We start from the raw sequence: 16,689 nt of genomic DNA, 5'->3' as shown, positions 1-16,689 counted from the left end.
GTGACGACCGTCGATTCCCGGTGGCTCCCCGGCGGGGCTTTTCACCGGTCGCCCCGGGACCGGCGATGATCAGCCCGTTCTTGCCGTAATTGGACGGGACATGTCTGGAATTTGACGTTTTAGTGTCAGGCCCTGTTGGGGTGATGGTGATCTCTGTAGAGTGCGAGGCAATCGTTTTGGCTGGCATTACCGGGGAGTTTCAGAACATGCGATTCACGCTGCGACGGGCCCTCGCCGTCGGTGCCATGCTCACGGTCGTCGGGGTCGTGACCCCCGCGGTCGCCGCCTACTCACAGGATGACCCTCGTAGCTGCAACGACCTGATGAGCGCCGACACCCCGGCATACGTCGTGTGCCATTGGCTGGCCAAGCCCGAGGAGGCGCTCGGCGTCGCGGCGTTCTGGCTGAGCGACGACGGGGCCAACCTCAAGGGGGCCACCCCGTCGGAGGGTAACTTCATCGACTGCTCCGCCCCCGGAAGCTCCTGCCCGGCGCTGGAGGGTGACGACACCGTCGGCGACGAGAACTCCCCGGCCCCCGAGGGCGCCGAGGACGGCGGGACGCCCGAGTGCGAGGCCGGCCAGCAGTGCTCGGTCGACGGCAACGAGATGGGCGGCGACGGCACGCCGAGCCGGCCCGAGCCGGGCAGCGCCGCCGCCCCCTCCACCTCGCCCGCCAAGACGGCGGCCACGCAGAGCTTCGCCACGACGGAGCAGGAGATCGCCGCGGCCGCGCAGACCCCCGCCGGCCAGGCGGTCGCCGCCGCCAGGGCCACCGGCATCCGGGTCTGGCTCGACACCGAGCTGGCCGACGACTGGAAGGCGGGCGCCACGCAGTTCGCCGCGGCCGTCAAGCGGGTCGGCGCGCTGGCCGCCCGACCGGAGGTGGCCGGGATCCGGTTCACCTCGCAGCTCGGCTACAACGCGACGTTCAAGACGGACGAGGAGATCACCGCCTTCGTCACGGCCGCCTCGGCGGCGCTGCGCCAGGCGGCCCCCGGCAAGCGGCTGGGCGTGCACACGGTGGTGCCCGAGCTCGCCTGCGGTGCGGACGAGGCGTGCAAGACCGAGATGCGCAAGCGCTACCCGCTGGTCGTCCCCGAGCGGGTCGAGACCCTGCTGAGCGCCGGCCGCGCCGACCAGATCTCCCTGGACACCGGCCTGCTGTACGGCGGCTACGAGACCTGGAAGATCGACGCCGAGAAGGCCCGGCGCAACCAGTGGATCCAGGTCCGGGCCCGCTCCTGGGACGTCCTGGCCCAGGTCGCCGCCGAGGAGACCGGCCTGGTCGGCCAGGTGACGCCCGAGCAGGTCGCCACCCGCGCGTCCACGCCCGTCATGGACGGCGCCGCCCAGCAGGTGAACCTCTGGACCCGCGTCCAGAACGCCCAGGGCACGGTGGACCGGCTGACCGCCTGGGACGACCTGAAGAAGCTCAACCCGATCAAGCGCCGCCTGGCCGCGGTCTACAACCCGACCACCCCTGAGGTGGACGTGGCCACCGACCTCAAGAAGATCTCCGAGGTCTTCAGCCAGGTCTACCTCACCACCGCCTGACCTCAGCGCCACCGCCGACGGGCCCGCACCCCAGCACCGGGGTCGCGGGCCCGTCGTTTCCACCGGGCCGCGGGCCGTCGCCCTCAGCCGTTTCCCACCGGGGCGAGGGCCGTCGCCCTCAGCCGCGCCGGCCTGATCGCCGGCCCGCCCTCAGCCGGGCGGGCCGCGTCGCCTGCCGCCCCCAACGACCCCACTGAGGGCATATAGGCGAGCCTGCGCCGAACGCAGGCAATCCAGCCCCCTTCACCCCGCCGTGACCGCCGGGGACCGGCCAAAAACGCGTCAACACCGGCCCGGTGTGGCCAATGGATCCGCGGTGGAAATCCCGCCGGCCGTCAAGCGCCCGTCATCCGGGGCGCCGGCCGGGGCGTGGCTCCGTCCCCGTTCGATCCGGTTCGCCGTGCTGATCGGTAATGCTTCTCCAACGATCCGCGGCCGATCCCGCCCCGGGTCCGGCCCGTCTCCGTTCCGGAATCCGCGGACACCCCCATTTAACCTGGGGGAGTTTCGGTGTCCGTCGCGCCGACCTCCCGCGGCCGGCCACGTCCAAAACCGATCGAGCTGGACGGACTGAAGAAAGAAGGCTTTCCCAGGTGCGCGCGAATTCGGAGAAGGTTCTCGTCGTCGGGGCCGGTGTGAGTGGATTGACGACCGCGCTCTGTCTGGCCAGGGAGGGATTCCGCGTCACCGTGATCGCGGAGAAGTTCGCGCCCGAGATCGTCTCGGTCGTCGCGGGCGCGCTGTGGGAGTGGCCGCCCGCGGTGTGCGGTTACCACCACGACCAGATCTCCCTCGCCCGCTCCAAGGACTGGTGCGTCACCTCCTACGGGATGTTCGAGGAGCTGGCGCGGGCCAGGGTCCCCGGGGTGGCCATGCGGAGATCCAACTTCTACTTCAGACGCCCCGTCGACGAGAGCCCGCACGACCTGCACAAGATGGAGGAACTGGCGGGGAAGGTGCGCGGCTTCGTCCGCGACCCGTCGCTCGCCGAGCGCAACGGCGTCAGCCCCGGATACGGCGTGGTCGACGCCTACTCCCACATGGCCCCGATGATCGACACCGACCAGTACATGGCGTGGCTGATGCGCCAGGTCAAGGCCCACGGGGTGCAGGTCAGGCGGTATCGGGTCGAGGGGACGCTGGCCGAGGGGAGGGCCGAGCTGCTCAACCGGTTCGGCGCCGAGGTGATCGTCTGCTGCGCGGGACTCGGCACCGCCCAGCTCCGCGGGGTCGGCATGTATCCGCTGCGCGGCGCGCTCGTGCGGGTCCGCAACGGCGGGCTCGGCGGTCCCCGGATAAGCGAGGCCCACTGCGTCTCCCACGTCGAGGGCCAGGACGAGCAGGACATCGTCTTCATCGTGCCGCGCAACCAGAGGCTTCTCGTTCTCGGCGGACTGGCGGAGAAGGACGAGTGGGACACCGGCATCGATCTGGACAATCATCGGCCCGTGCGGGAGATGTATGAGCGCTGCCTGGCGTTCATGCCCGCACTCCGGAACGCCAGAATAGACCCGGATGAGCCGGTCCGGGCCGGACTGCGGCCATTCCGGAATGAGAATGTCTGCCTGGAATGGGATGAGGCGGACCAGGTCATTTACAATTTCGCGCACGGTGGGGCCGGATTCAGTTTCTCCTGGGGATGCGCGAAAGAGGCGGTCGCGCTGGTGCGTTCAGCCGTGACGGACCGTGAATACTCATATTCCTGCTAGCTGATTCCGCCCGAGAGTGGTTGGAAGCGAAACATGCGAAGAACTGTTCATTTCCTCCTGATCGCGGGCACGGCCGTCGCTCTGGCCGTGTCACTGCCATTGATCCTCGCGCACACCGGCATCGCCTCGCCGCGGAGCTCCGGGCGCCCCGCGCCGGCTTCCGGACCGACTCCCCAGCCGCCGAAGGCCGGGGCCGCCCCCGCGCCGCCGCGGTGGCCCACCCTGCGTCTCGGCGACGGGGGAGCCCGGGTCGAGGAGGTGCGCAGGCGCCTGGACCGGCTGGGTTTCAGTCCAGGGCACGCCGGATCCGGATACGATTCCGCGCTGCGCGTGGCCGTGTGGGCCTTCCAGAAGGCGAACGGGCTGCCCCCCGTCGACCAGGTCGACCTGCCGACCTGGCGGGCGCTGGCCCGTCCGGCGCGCATCAGGCCGCTGGTGAGCTACGGCGGGCCCGTGCGGGTGGAGATCGACCTGCGCCGTCAGTTGCTCACGGCGTGGAAGGACGGCAGGCCCGCGCTGGTCACCCACATTTCGACCGGTAACGGCGAGTCCTACTGCAAGAACGGCCACTGCGGGGTCGCCGTCACGCCCACCGGCGACTTCCGCGCCTGGTGGCGGACGGCCGGATGGACCACCGGGCCCCTGGGCGAGCAGTTCTACACGGTCTACTTCAACGGCGGCATCGGCTTCCACGGCTCCGAGCGGGTCCCGCGCCACCCCGCGTCCCACGGGTGCATCCGCGTCCCGCTCCACAACGCCAAGCCCCTCTTCCGGATGATCCAGACAGGGGACCAGGTCTACGTCCGCCATCCCGAGCGGGACGTCTGACGGAGGGCCCGGCGGGGCGGCCGGAAAGCCCGGAGGCTGACGGGAGGCCCGGAGGCTGAGGGAAGGGTCCGGCGGCTGACGGAGCGGAGGGCCCGGAGGCTAACGGGAGGGGCCGGCGCCGGAGACGACGATCGAGGAGCGGTGGCCGAGCAGGCCCCCGATGCCGTCGTCCACCTCGTCCTGCGGGGGCGCCTGCTCATCCGGCGAGGAGGGCGGCCCGCCGCCCTCCAGGCCGAGGGCCGCCAGGATCATCGGGAAGGAGCGCTTGAACTCGCGGGTCCAGTAGGGCCAGGTGTGGGTGCCGTCCTTGTACAGGTGGACCACGTGCTTGACGCCGTACCGGCGGAGCTTGGCGACCAGGTCCTTGGCCGTGTAGGCGGAGATCGGCTCGCTGAGGTGGGCGGGGCTCCAGGGCGCGCCGGGCGGGTCGAGCTCGCCGAGCCGGCTGGTGGTGCCGCTGGAGATGTAGACGCTCGTCCCGCGCAGGTTCCTGGCCAGGTAGGCGGGGTCGTTGTCCCGCCAGACCCGCCAGTTCTTGACCGGGTCCCCCCACAGGGCCTTCGGGTCCTTCCGCTCGGCCGCCTGCGCGTTCATGATGAGCTCGGGGATGCCGGGCAGGCGGGTGGACATGACGCCGCTGTAGGAGCCGGCGAAGCGGAACATCCCGGGGTGCCGCGCGGCGTACTTCATCGCGCCGTAGGCGCCCATGGACAGACCGGCGACGGCCCGGCGGCCGCCGGCTCGGTAGCCGGTCTCCAGCAGGCGGCGCACCTCGTAGGTGTGGAAGGTCTCCCAGGCGGGAGCCCCGCCCCTGCCGCCGTTGTACCAGTCGGAGTAGTTCCCGGCGCGGCCCGCCTCGGGCATCACGACGATCGCGTCCAGGTCCGCGGCCATCTCCTCGACGTCGGTCATCCGGGTCCACGAGGTGTAGTTGTCAGCGCCGCCGTGCAGCAGGTAGAGCACCGGCCAGGTGCGCCCGGCCCGCTTCGACCAGCCTCGGGGCAGCAGCAGCCGGACCGGCAGGATCGCGTTGACCGAGGGCGACGACACCTGGATGTCGAGCATGCGCGGGCCGAGCCGGCGCTCCTTCACCACTCGCGCGCTGCCGGCCAGCGCGGCCGGCCAGGGGCCGGACGGGCTCTTGCCGGACGGGCTCTCGCCGGCCGTGCCGCCAAGGTCGGCGTGCGCGGTCGTCGGCAGGCCGACGATCAGCGCGGTCGCCAGCACCAGGAGTCCGCGTCGAGCAGGTCGCATCGTCTTTCCTCCACCCGGCCTGGAGACAGGGGCCGTGGCAGGCGACCCTAAGCCCGGCTCCCGGGGCGCGGATATGAGCGTTCGCAACGAAACGGGAGAGGTGATTGAGCCGCGCGAACAAATCCCCCGAACGGGTGGCCGTTATCACAGTGGTGACAAAACGCGCTGGTGGATTGTGGGCTGTCAGGGCTCCCTTATGTCGATTTGTCTCTGTAAGTTTGCCGATCACCTCGGGTGTTCTTGGGAGCCGCCACGTGGACCTGATCGGCGAAGAAGAGATCCGCCGCTTCCTCGCGGAGCGGATCGCGACCCGCTGCCGTCTGCCCCTGGCGGACGTCGACCCCGACCGCCCCCTGGAGGAGTTCGGGCTGTCCTCCCGTGACGCGGTCGCGGTGGCCGGCGAGCTGGAGGTGTTCCTGGGCCGGGAGCTGGGGCCCACGCTGGTCTGGGAGTACCCCACGATCAACCGGCTCGCGCGGGGCCTGGCGTCCGGTACGGCCGCCGCCCCGGCGGCCGGCCGTACGGCCGACCCCGAAGAGGCGATCGCGGTGATCGGCGTCGGATGCCGTCTCCCGGGCTCCGTGCACGGGCCGGAGGACTTCTGGCGGCTGCTCATGGCGGGCGGCGACGCGGTGGGCCGGGTGCCCGAGGACCGGTGGGCGGCCTTCGACGACGGCTCCCCCCGCACCGCCGAGGCGCTGGCCGCGACCACCCGGCACGGCGGGTTCCTGGACGACGTGGCCGGCTTCGACGCCGACTTCTTCGGGATCGTCCCGGGGGAGGCCGAGGTCATGGACCCGCAGCAGCGCCTGCTGCTGGAGACGGCCTGGGAGGCGCTGGAGCACGCCGGCATCGCCCCCCGGTCGCTGGGCGGCAGCCGTACCGGGGCGTTCGTCGGCATCTCCGGCAACGAGTACGCCTACCTGACCACCGCCGATCCGGCGAAGGTGGACGCCTGGACGGCGACGGGGGCGGCCTTCAGCATCGCCGCCAACCGGCTGTCCTACCTGCTCGACCTGCGCGGGCCGAGCCTGTCGGTGGACACCGCCTGCTCGTCCTCGCTGGTCGCCACGGATCTCGCCGTCCGGAGCCTGCGCTCGGGGGAGAGCGACCTGGCGCTCGCGGCGGGGGTCAACCTGCTGCTCTCACCGGTGATCACGATGGCGTTCGACCAGGGCGGCGGGACCGCGCCCGACGGCCGTTGCAAGAGCTTCGACGCCTCGGCGGACGGGATGGTCAGGGCCGAGGGGTGCGGCGTCGCCGTGCTGAAGCGGCTGGCCGACGCCGAGCGCGACGGCGACCGGATCCTGGCCGTCGTCCGGGCCACCGCGGTGAACCAGGACGGCCGTTCGAACGGGCTGGTCGCGCCCAATCCGGAGGCCCAGGAGGAGCTCCTGCGCGCCGCCTACACCGGGCTGGACGGCCCCGACTACATCGAGGCCCACGGCACCGGGACCTTCCTGGGCGACCCCATCGAGGCCCGGGCCGTCGACGCCGCGCTGTGCGGCGGCCGTACCACGCCGCTGCTCATCGGCTCCGCGAAGAGCAACCTCGGCCATCTTGAGGCCGCGGCGGGGATCACCGGCCTGATCAAGACCGTCCTCGCGCTCCACCACGGCGTGATCCCGCCCAGCGTCCACTTCCACCGGCCCAACCCGCACATCCCCTGGGAGCGTCTCAAGGTCGTCACCGCTCCGACCCCCTGGCCGGGCGACCACCCCCGGGCCGGGGTCTCCTCCTTCGGCTTCGGCGGGACCAACGCCCACGTCGTCCTGGAGCGCGCCGCGCCGGTCGCGCCCCCCGCCGCGGCCGCCCCGACCCCGGCCCCGGCCCCGGGCCGGTACGGCGAGGCCGGACGCGACCGGCCGGGGGCGAAGGTGTTCCTGCTCACGGACGTGTCCGCCGAGCGGGTCCGGGAGCACGCCCGGGTGCTCGCGGACTGGATCGGCGCCGAGCTCGCCCCCGACGGGGCGCCGCTTGAGGGAGCCGCGCCCGCGGAGGTCGCCTCCGACGGCGCCGCACCCGCGAAGGCCGCCTCCGACGGCGCCGCACCCGAGGAGCGCGCGTCCGAGGGCGTCGTGCTCGGCGACATCGCGCACACGCTCGCCCGGCGGGCCGGGCGCGGGCGGGCCGGGGCCGCCGTCGTGGCCGCGGACGCCGGGGAGCTGCTGGCCGGGCTGCGGGCCGTACAGGGCGGCGGGGGCGTCGCCGGAGCGGCGGTGGCCGGCGGGCGCGGGCCGGTGTGGGTGTTCTCCGGATACGGCTCGCAGTGGACGGGGATGGGGGCCCGGCTCTACGCCGAGGAACCGGTGTTCGCCGGAGTGATCGACGAGCTGGACCCGATGTTCCGGGACGAGGCGGGCATCGAGCTGCGGGAGATCGTCGCCGGAGGCCGGGAGGCGGAGGGCGTGGCCACCGCGCAGCCGGTGATCTTCGCGGTGCAGGTGGCGCTGGCCGGGCTCTGGACGTCGCACGGGGTACGGCCGGTGGCGGTCGTCGGGCACTCGATGGGCGAGGTCGCGGCGGCCGTGGTCGCGGGCGGGATCGGGCTGCGCGACGCGGTCCGGGTGATCTGCCGCCGCGCCGGCCTGCTCGGGACGCTGGGCGGCGGCGGGGCGATGGCGGTGCTGGAGGTGGCCGCGGAAGAGGTCCCCGCCGACCTCCATGTCGCCGTCCACGCCTCGCCGCGGCAGTGCGTCGTCACCGGCGACTCCGGCCGGGTCGAGGAGTTCGCCGCCGAGGTCAGGGCGCGGGGTCTGCTGTCGCGGGTGCTGACCGCCGAGGGCGCCGGGCACTCGCCGCAGGTCAAGCCGCTCCTGCCGAAGCTCCGCGAGGCACTGGCCGCCATCGCCGGGGGCAAGCCCGAGATCCCGTTCTACTCGACCGTCTTCGACGACCCCCGCGAGGTCCCCACCTTCGAACCCGCCTACTGGGCCGCCGGGGTCCGCCGCCCGGTGCGCCTGCTCACCGCCCTCCAGGCCGCCGCCGAGGACGGCCACACCGTCTTCACCGAGATCAGCCCGCACCCCGTCCTGGCCTCGGCGATGCGTGACTCGCTCCCCGCGGGCACGGTGATCACCCACTCCCTGCGCCGGGGGCACGACGAGGAGCTGCGCCTGCAGCTCGCGGCGGCCGCGGTCGCCATGCCCGCGCTGGTCACGGCCTCCTCCGGCCGGGTCGTCGACCTTCCCTTCTCGCCCTGGCGGCGCGGACGGCACTGGGTCTCCGCCACCCGGCGAGCCGCGCTCCCGCCCGGCAGCCACCCGCTGCTCGGCGTGCACGTCGAGAGCCCCGCCGGACACCTGTGGACCACGACCGTCGACGACCTCTCCGAGGCGCCCTGGCGCCTGGACCCCTCGCTCTGGCGGTTGCACGGCCTGCCCGTCCTGCCGCTGGCCGTGGTGGCGGCCCTCGCCCAGGCGGCGGGGGCCGAGGTCCGGGGCGAGGTCGAGCTGACCGGCGTCACCCTGGACGCGCTGCTGCCCCTGCCCGCCACGGTCACCACCACCCTCACCCCGTCCGGCGAGGTCGAGATCGACGCCAGGAACGCCGCGGGCGTCTGGGTCCGGTACGGCACCGCGACCGTCGTGCCCGGCCCGTCCCCGGCCGGGCCCCTGCCGAGCCCCGCCGAGCTGGCCGAGCGGCTGCGGGGCCCCTCGGGGGTGCCGGTGGAGATCGGACGGCTGGGAGGCGACGGCACACCGGTGGGACTGCTGGCCAAGGACATCCCGGCCACCGCCGTGCCGGTCCCGCTGGCCGGCAAGCTCCTGGCGCGGGTGTGGGAGCCGGGACCAGGTGTCGAGACCGCGCCGGCCGGGAATGGATCCGATCCGCGCCCGGCCCGTGGCTGGCTCATCGTGGCCGTCAAGGGGGATCCGCGGGCCGGGCGCCTCGCCCGCGACCTCGCCGCCGCCGGGCACACCGTCGGCCACCTCGACCTGCCCGGCGTGGCGCCGGGCGGTCCCGTGCCCTCCCTCGTCCCGGCCCAGCGCTCCGCCCCCCGGCGGACGGCGCCGGTCCCGGCCCCGCTCACACTCCCCGCGGGCGACGGGGCCGAGGAGGTCGTCGTGCTGGCCCCGGGCGGCCTGAACCCGGCCGGCGCCGAGGCCCTGTACCTCGCCGTCACCCGGATCGCCGCTGAGCTCGCGGGGACCGGGCGGCGGCTGCGGCTCGTCACCGACCGGGCGCAGGCCGTACTGGACGGGGAGCCGGGCGACCCCGGCGCCGCCGCGCTGCGCGGCCTCGTCCGGGTGCTGGCCTTCGAGCAGGCGGGGCTGCGGGCCCGGCTGCTCGACGTGGACGGCCCGGAGGCGCTCCTGGCCGAGCTGACGGCCGACCGGCCGGACGACGAGGTGGCCTGGCGGGCGGGCGTCCGCTACACCGCCCGGCTGGCCGCGCTCCCGGACGACGGCGACCGGCGCCGCGCCGGCGCGCGCGGGCCGGTGGTACGGCGGGGCGGGGGCTACCTGATCACCGGCGGGTACGGCGGGCTGGGGCTGGTGGTGGCGCGGTGGCTGGCCGAGCGGGGGGCGGGGCGGATCGTGCTCGGCGGCCGGTCGGGGCCGTCGGCCGCGGGGGCCGCGGCGATCGCGGGACTGCGGGCGCTGGGCGTCGACGTCCAGGTGGTGACCGGTGACCTGGCCCTGCCGGGCGTGGCCGAGGGGCTGGTCGACGTGGTCACCGCAGGCGGCGTACGGCTGCGCGGGGTGATCCACGCGGCGGGCGTGCTGGACGACCACCTGGTCACCGACGTGGGCCCCGGGGACCTACACCGGGTCTGGTCGGCCAAGGTCCACGGCGGCCGGGAGCTGCACGAGGCGACCAGGGACGCGCCTCTCGACTGGTGGGTGGCGTTCTCCTCGGCGGCGGCACTGCTCGGGTCACCCGGGCAGGCGGCCTACGCGGGGGCGAACGCCTGGCTGGACGCCCTGTGCGACCTGCGCCGGGCCGAGGGGCTGCCCGGGACGACGATCAACTGGGGCACCTGGGCCGACGTCGGCGGGGCCGGCCAGGCGGTGCTGCCCGCGGTCACGCCCCTGACCCCGGACGAGGGCGTCGAGGCGCTGGAGGCGCTCCTGGCCCGGGGCGCGGACGCCGCGGGCGTGCTGCGGCTGGACGCGGCGGCGGCCGTCGCCGCCTTCCCCGGCATCGCGCGCATGCCGTACTTCGCGGATCTGGCGGGCGCGGCCGCGACCGGCGGCGACTGGGCGGGGCCCGAGGCGCTGGCCGCGATGGAGCCCGGCCAGGCCCTGGAGGCCGTCGTCGCCAAGGTCAGGGAGCGGACGGCCGTCGTGCTGGGCTTCGAGACAGCCTGGCTCCAGGAGGGCACGGTGCTCACCGAGGCGGGCCTCGACTCGCTCGCGGCCACCCGGGTGCGGGGCATGATCGAGCACGACTTCGGGGTGGCCGTGCCGACCGCGCTGCTGCTGCAGGGCGCGACGCTCGGGGACGTCGCCGTGGCCGTGGCCGCCGGGCTGGGCATCCACGGCACCGCCGGGACGCGCCCGGTCGAGCCCAGGGACGCGGCGGAACGGCAGGTCGTGGCGGCCCTCACCCGGATCCTCGGGCGCGTGCCCGGGGTCACCGAGGAGATCCCGGCCGGCGTCCTGCCCGTCGTGCTGGACGTCCTCGGCCGGGAGGCCGGCCGCGAGCTGGCCGCCGACGGCGTGCTCACCGGGGCCCAGGTCGCCGGCCTGCTCCGGGAGATCGACGAGGAGGAGGCCGCCCGGGGCGTCGTCCGCCCGCTGACCCCCGCGGCCCGCGCGTACCTGGCCGCCCGCCGCGCCGCGCCGGAGTCCGGTGTACCGGCGGCCGGCGCTGCCACGGCGCCGGAGGACGGGCGGGTGCCGCTGTTCCTGGGACATCCGGCCGGTGGGACCACGGGGGTGTACGCGCTGCTGGCCGGGGCGCTGGGGGCCGGCCAGGTGGTGTTCGGGCTGGAGCGCCTGGACGGCGTCGGGGCCCTCGGCGCCGAGGTGGGGGTGAGCGAGCGGGCCGCCCGGTACGTGGCGGAGATCAGGAAGGTGCAGCCCGCCGGGCCGTACCGGGTGGGGGGATGGTCGTTCGGGGGGATCCTGGCGTTCGAGATCGCCCGGCAGCTCGGGGCGGAGAACGTGGAGCTGGTGGCGATGATCGACTCGGGCCTGCCGGACGAGGTGGCGGCCGCGGAGCGGGCACGGATCGCGGCCAGGCGGTACGCCGACTTCGCCACCTATCTCACCGAGACCTACGGGGTGCCCGTCCGGCTCGCCTACGACGAGCTCGCGGGCCTGAGCGAGGCCGGCCAGCTCGCCCTGGCCGAGACGCGCATCGCCGGATCGGGGGTGCTGGACCTGCTGGGGGAGGCCATCCTCCGGCACCAGATCACCTCGCACGAGGACACCCGGGCCATCGAGGGATACCGGGCCGGGACCTATGAGGGCCGCGTGGTGCTCTACCGCTCCACGGACCCGACCCCCTGGGCGGTCGAAGACATCCGATACGCCCACGCCGACGACCCCACGAGGGGATTCGGCCCGTTCAGCCTGGGGCTGGAGATCGTCACGATCCCCGGGTCGCACCACCTCAACCTGCTCGACCCGCCCCACGTCGAAGTCATCGCCGCTCACCTTGGAGGCCAGCTGTGACACTCGCACAGGCCGTCGTCGACGGTGCCGATCCCGAAGAGCTCGCACGCCTGGAGGTCCCCACGGCCTTCCGGGCGGCCCACACCCGTAAGGACGAGGTCGGCATGTTCGGCCGGAGCCCGCACGGCGTCAACGACGTCGACAAGGACATCACCAGGTCCATCCACGTGTCCGAGGTGCCGATGCCGGAGCTCGCCCCGGACGAGGTGCTGATCGCGGTCATGGCCAGCGCCATCAACTTCAACACCGTGTGGACGGCCATGTTCGAGCCGATCCCCACGTTCGCGTTCCTGGAGCGGTTCGGGCGTGAGGACCCGCGCCACGACCGGGACTTCCACGTGCTCGGCTCGGACGCCTCCGGGGTGATCGTCCGGATGGGCGCCGCCGTACGGCGCTGGAAGATCGGCGACCGGGTCGTCGTCTCGCCCGCCTACGTCGACGAGCAGGACCCGATCACCCACTCCGACTCCATGCTCGGCGCCGACCTGCGCGCCTGGGGGTTCGAGACCAACTACGGCGGGCTGGCCGAGTTCGCGGTGGTCAAGGCCACCCAGCTCCTCCCCAAGCCCAGGCACCTGACCTGGGAGGAGGCCGCCTGCAACATGCTGTGCGCCTCCACCGCCTACCGGATGCTGGTCAGCGAGCGCGGCTCCCGGATGAAGCAGGGCGACGTGGTGCTGATCTGGGGCGCGACCGGCGGGCTCGGCGCGTACGCCGTGCAGCTTGTCAGGAACGGCGGCGGCATCCCGGTGGGCGTGGTCAGCTCCGACGAGAAGGCCGCCCTCCTGCGCCGGATGGGCTGCGAGCACATCGTGGACCGCTCGCAGTTCGACCACCTCAACGACGAGAAGTCCTGGCGCAGGCTCGGCGCCGAGGTCCGGCGGCAGGTGGGGGAGGATCCGCACATCGTCTTCGAGCACACCGGCAAGGACACCTTCGGCGCGTCCGTCTACGTCGCGCGGCGCGGCGGCTCGGTCGTCACCTGCGGGTCGTCCAGCGGGTACGCCCACGAGTACGACAACCGGCACCTGTGGATGAAGCTCAAGCGGATCGTCGGCTCCCACGGGGCGAACTACCAGGAGTGCCACGAGGTCAACCGGCTGCTCTCGCTGGGCGTGCTCCAACCCACCCTGTCGACGGTCTACCCCCTCGACCAGACCGGCGACGCCGCCCGTGCCGTACAGCTCAACAAGCATGTCGGCAAGGTCGGCGTGCTGGGTCTGGCCCCTGCCGAGGACCTCGGCGTCGAGGACCGCGCGCTCAGGGAGCGCATCGGTGAGGATCGGATCAGGCTGTTCCGGAGCTGACGGACCGCCTGGCCCGCAGGACGATCTCCAGCTCGAACCGGATGTCCGGATCGCTGAGCTGGTCGCCGTAGAGCTCCTCGAGCTGGCGCAGCCGGTAGCGCACGGTCTGCGGGTGCACGTGGAGCCGGGCGGCGACCTCCCCGGCGCCCCGGCCGTGCCGCAACCACGCCAGCAACGTCTCGGCCAGCCGGTCCTGCTGGCTGGGACGCAGGTGGGCCAGCGGCGCGAGCCGCACCTCGGTGAGGGCGCTGACCAGCTCCTCGTCCTTGAACACGATAAGAGTGGCCATGTGATCGGAACAGCGGAGCACGCCGCGCTCCTCGGTGAGCACCCCCCGCCGGTGCAGGTCCAGCGCCTCACGGGCCCAGCGCAGCGAGGTCGCGGCGGCGGCCAGCGGTACGGCGGGCCCGACGGCCGCCTTCCAGCCGCGTAGCCCGGCCTCCAGGGTCTGGGCCCGTCCCGGGCCGTTGGGGTCGGGGACGATCAGGCAGGGGCCGGGCCGGTCGAGGCCGGACAGCACGTCCGGCGGGAGCGAAGGGGTGCGGTAGCCCCTGGAGTGCTCGTCCAGGGCGACCCCGGCCACGGTCCTGGGCAGCCGCCAGCCCGAAGCCTTGGCCAGGTCGGCGATCGCCTCGGGGGAGGCGGCCGGCTGGCTCAGCAGCAGGTCCATCAGCCGCCGGCGGCGGCGCTCGATCTCTCCGGCCGCGCGGGCCCTGGCCTCCTCGAAGCCCTCGGCGGCGGCGTCGGCGAGCTGGTCGAGGTAGACGAAGATGGCCTCGCCCAGGTCGTAGAGGTGCTGCGGGGTGAGGCCGAGGTGCTCGGACTGCTCGGTCAGCCGCCGCCAGGCCACCCGGGCGCCGAGCCGCATCGCGGTCTGCAGGGGGTCGAGGTTGCGGCCCTCGTTGGCCTCACCGCGCCCGATGGTGCGGAAGACCTCGGGCTCCCACGGCGCACTGGGGTTCTCGATCCGGTCCACGAACTGGCGCAGGGCCTCGTCCACGGCCAACCGGATGGCCTTGATGTAGATCGCGTCGGCCGGCCGGGAGTATTCGGGGATCCGGACCGTGATTTCCTTGATCACCTGATCGGCCACCTCGGTGAGGCCCGGTCTCAGCAGTCTGGCCACTTCCGCCGGCGCGGATCTCCATAACCGCTGGTCGGACAGATCGTGAGATCTTCTCTTACGGTCACCGAAACCGGTGGCAACGAGCCTGGAATCTTCTTTTGTCGCCATGGACCCTCCCGTCGGAGTGCGCCTCACATTCTGATCTCATTGACACTTTGAGCAAGTAGCAAACGCTTGTTCTTGTCTCAAATGCAACATGTGCGGCTTCCGGCGGGAGGGGCGGGGCTATTTGAGGTAGCCGGCGAACTCCTCCAGGGAGATCAGTCCGTCGCCGTCCAGGTCGATCCTGGCGATGGCGGCCTCGGCGGCCTCGGGGGTGATCGGCTGGCCGAGCACCTCCATCAGGCGCGTCATCTCGGTGGCCGAGATCAGGCCGTCACCGTCGACATCAATGATCTTGAAGGTCGTCGCGTAGTCATCCGCCACGGGTGCATCCGCCTTCCGGCAGCAGGGAAATGAGACGCAAGCACATTAGCGGGGGATCGCGGCGCGGAGGGAGGGTGGGCCGGCGGCGCCGGAGGCCGTTCCCGGCCGCCTGTGTGCCTCCCCGGCCGGCCCGGCGGGTCTCCCTGGTCGGTCCTGCGGGCTCTCCGGGCGGTCCGGCGCTGGTGCGTCCCTTCCGGTCGGTCCGGCGCGTCCCCCTGATCTGGTGTCCCCGGCTCCTGGCGCGACCTGCTTGACGCCTGGGCCGAGGGGCCCGCTTCGAGGCGCTCCCCCCTTCCCGGCGCGACCCGCTTGCCAGGTGTCGCCGTGACGGCGGCCCTGTCCGCCCGCCGTGACGGGTCCGCCTGCCGTGACGGATTCGGCCCCATTGCCGGTGTTGCGAGAATAAAGCCATTTACTGCGAATATTAAAGTGATATGCATATTGGCTTTATCTGGCGATTCACATTTACCGCCGGCAAAGAAACGCGCGTTTCTCGTCCGATGCATCAACTGGATTTGGAAGGCATTGTTCGCGGGTTTTCCCGGTCGGTTCAAAACTGTCGGCGCCGGGTTTTCGGTGATTGAGGAAGGAGAGAGAAGACGGTGTGGCTACCCTTATGAAACGCATCCTGGCGGGCGGCGCGCTCGCCGGGGCCGTTCTCGCTCAGTCGTCCGTCCCAGCGGGTGCCGACACGGCGCCGGACTTGCTGACGGGCCAGGCGCATGCCCGCTATGAGGCAAACGACCCCTATTGCGAAAAGCTGGCGCTCCTTCCCGTCGCGGTAGGGGTTTCCAGTGATCTCTGCAATACTTCCCTCACTTACTGGGAGAATCGCGCCACTTTCATTCCGCAGGTCACCCAGATCAGTGGGATCAGCTATGTGAAGCCGGCCGCCGGCTCGGCTCCGCAGAGCTACATTCCGCTGTGCAAGTGGCTCCGTCTGCCGCTGTTCCTCTGCGCGGTCCCCCCGGGCCCCGCCGGCCCGCAGGGTCCTGCCGGTCCTGCCGGTCCTGCGGGTCCTGCGGGTCCTGCCGGTCCTGCGGGTCCTGCCGGTCCTGCCGGTCCTGCGGGTCCTGCCGGTCCTGCCGGTCCTGGGGGTCCTGCGGGTCCTGCCGGTCCTGCGGGTCCTGAGGGCCCCGCCGGTCCTGAGGGCCCCGCCGGTCCTGCTGGTCCTGAGGGTCCTGCTGGTCCTGAGGGTCCTGCGGGTCCTGAGGGTCCTGAGGGTCCTGCGGGTCCCGCCGGTCCTGAGGGTCCCGCCGGTCCTGAGGGTCCCGCCGGTCCTGAGGGGCCGCAGGGTTCGGAAGGACCTGTCGGTCCTGAGGGTCCTGCCGGTCCTGAGGGTCCCGCCGGTCCTGAGGGTCCCGCCGGTCCTGAAGGTCCTGTGGGTCCTGAGGGCCCCGCCGGTCCTGAGGGGCCGCAGGGTCCGGAAGGACCTGTCGGTCCTGAGGGTCCTCAAGGTCCTGAAGGTCCGCAAGGTTTCGAGGGCCCGCAGGGTCCGGAAGGCCCCGAGGGCCCGCAGGGTCCGGAAGGACCTCCTGGTCCTCCCGGAGCGGTTCAGCAGGTGCGCACCGTCTCCATCCGCCCTGCCGTCCCTATCCGCCCTGTCGTCCTGCAGGTCGTCCCCCGCCCCGCCCTGCACGTCCTGCCGGGCTTCACGGTCTGCCAGACCTGGTGCTTCTGATTCCCGCCGGAAGCGGGATCGGACTCCACACCCGGTGAGACCGTGCCGGAGACCGCGCGGGCCGAGGGCCGGCCGGCGCGGTCGAACGGGACACGGGGACACCGGGGCACCGGTAGGGCAGACGTCCGGACCGGTGGGGCAGACGTTCGACAGGTGAAGCTCGGTAGGTGTAACAG

8 protein-coding genes are annotated in these 16,689 nt (G+C 73.0%); 5 read left to right on the top strand and 3 right to left on the bottom strand.

Annotated features, from left to right (window positions below):
• Positions 1-206 precede the first annotated feature (206 nt).
• The 3 genes from ACZ6R6_RS18350 to ACZ6R6_RS18340 all read left to right on the top strand — a co-directional run bounded on the left by ACZ6R6_RS18350 (position 207) and on the right by ACZ6R6_RS18340 (position 4,093).
• Positions 207-1,556, top strand: coding sequence for a hypothetical protein (locus ACZ6R6_RS18350; RefSeq protein WP_470094753.1), 1,350 nt, complete (start codon positions 207-209; stop codon positions 1,554-1,556).
• A gap of 593 nt (positions 1,557-2,149) precedes the next feature.
• Positions 2,150-3,265: an FAD-dependent oxidoreductase gene (locus ACZ6R6_RS18345; RefSeq protein ID WP_470094751.1), complete on the top strand. Its 1,116-nt coding sequence runs from the start codon at positions 2,150-2,152 to the stop codon at positions 3,263-3,265.
• Between the two features lie 33 nt (positions 3,266-3,298).
• Positions 3,299-4,093, top strand: coding sequence for a L,D-transpeptidase family protein (locus ACZ6R6_RS18340; RefSeq protein WP_470094750.1), 795 nt, complete (start codon positions 3,299-3,301; stop codon positions 4,091-4,093).
• Positions 4,094-4,192: 99 nt separating this feature from the next.
• Here the strand turns inward: ACZ6R6_RS18340 and ACZ6R6_RS18335 are convergent, their stop codons facing one another.
• The gene (locus ACZ6R6_RS18335; RefSeq protein WP_470094748.1) at positions 4,193-5,347 is read right to left on the bottom strand and encodes an alpha/beta hydrolase; all 1,155 of its coding nucleotides are present in this window, start codon (positions 5,345-5,347) and stop codon (positions 4,193-4,195) included.
• Positions 5,348-5,601: 254 nt separating this feature from the next.
• On the opposite strand from ACZ6R6_RS18335, the gene ACZ6R6_RS18330 reads away from it, so the two are divergent.
• Both ACZ6R6_RS18330 and ccrA read left to right on the top strand, forming a co-directional pair.
• Positions 5,602-11,973: a beta-ketoacyl synthase N-terminal-like domain-containing protein gene (locus tag ACZ6R6_RS18330; RefSeq protein ID WP_470094746.1), complete on the top strand. Its 6,372-nt coding sequence runs from the start codon at positions 5,602-5,604 to the stop codon at positions 11,971-11,973.
• The gene (gene ccrA / locus ACZ6R6_RS18325; protein ID WP_470094744.1) at positions 11,970-13,280 is read left to right on the top strand and encodes a crotonyl-CoA carboxylase/reductase; all 1,311 of its coding nucleotides are present in this window, start codon (positions 11,970-11,972) and stop codon (positions 13,278-13,280) included. Before ACZ6R6_RS18330 ends, ccrA begins: the two co-directional genes overlap by 4 nt.
• Here ccrA and ACZ6R6_RS18320 read toward each other — a convergent pair.
• Positions 13,261-14,514 (bottom strand): PucR-like N-terminal domain-containing protein, encoded by a 1,254-nt coding sequence (locus ACZ6R6_RS18320; protein WP_470094742.1) that lies wholly within the window; start codon positions 14,512-14,514, stop codon positions 13,261-13,263. The genes ccrA and ACZ6R6_RS18320 overlap by 20 nt on opposite strands.
• 117 nt (positions 14,515-14,631) lie before the next feature.
• Positions 14,632-14,832: an EF-hand domain-containing protein gene (locus ACZ6R6_RS18315; protein WP_306863101.1), complete on the bottom strand. Its 201-nt coding sequence runs from the start codon at positions 14,830-14,832 to the stop codon at positions 14,632-14,634.
• Between the last annotated feature and the right edge of the window lie 1,857 nt (positions 14,833-16,689).

It is taken from the genome of Streptosporangium sp. NPDC048886 (assembly GCF_055586905.1).
The sequence above is the reverse complement of the archived record's forward strand: the minus strand, read 5'-3'. Positions and strand labels throughout refer to the sequence as shown.

What these genes read in the sequence shown, in the direction of transcription:
- ACZ6R6_RS18350 (WP_470094753.1), top strand. Translation starts at nt 207, where the DNA reads ATGCGATTCACGCTGCGACGGGCCCTCGCCGTCGGTGCCATGCTCACG.
- ACZ6R6_RS18340 (WP_470094750.1), top strand. Translation starts at nt 3,299, where the DNA reads ATGCGAAGAACTGTTCATTTCCTCCTGATCGCGGGCACGGCCGTCGCT.
- ACZ6R6_RS18335 (WP_470094748.1), bottom strand. Translation starts at nt 5,347, where the DNA reads ATGCGACCTGCTCGACGCGGACTCCTGGTGCTGGCGACCGCGCTGATC.
- ACZ6R6_RS18320 (WP_470094742.1), bottom strand. Translation starts at nt 14,514, where the DNA reads ATGGCGACAAAAGAAGATTCCAGGCTCGTTGCCACCGGTTTCGGTGAC.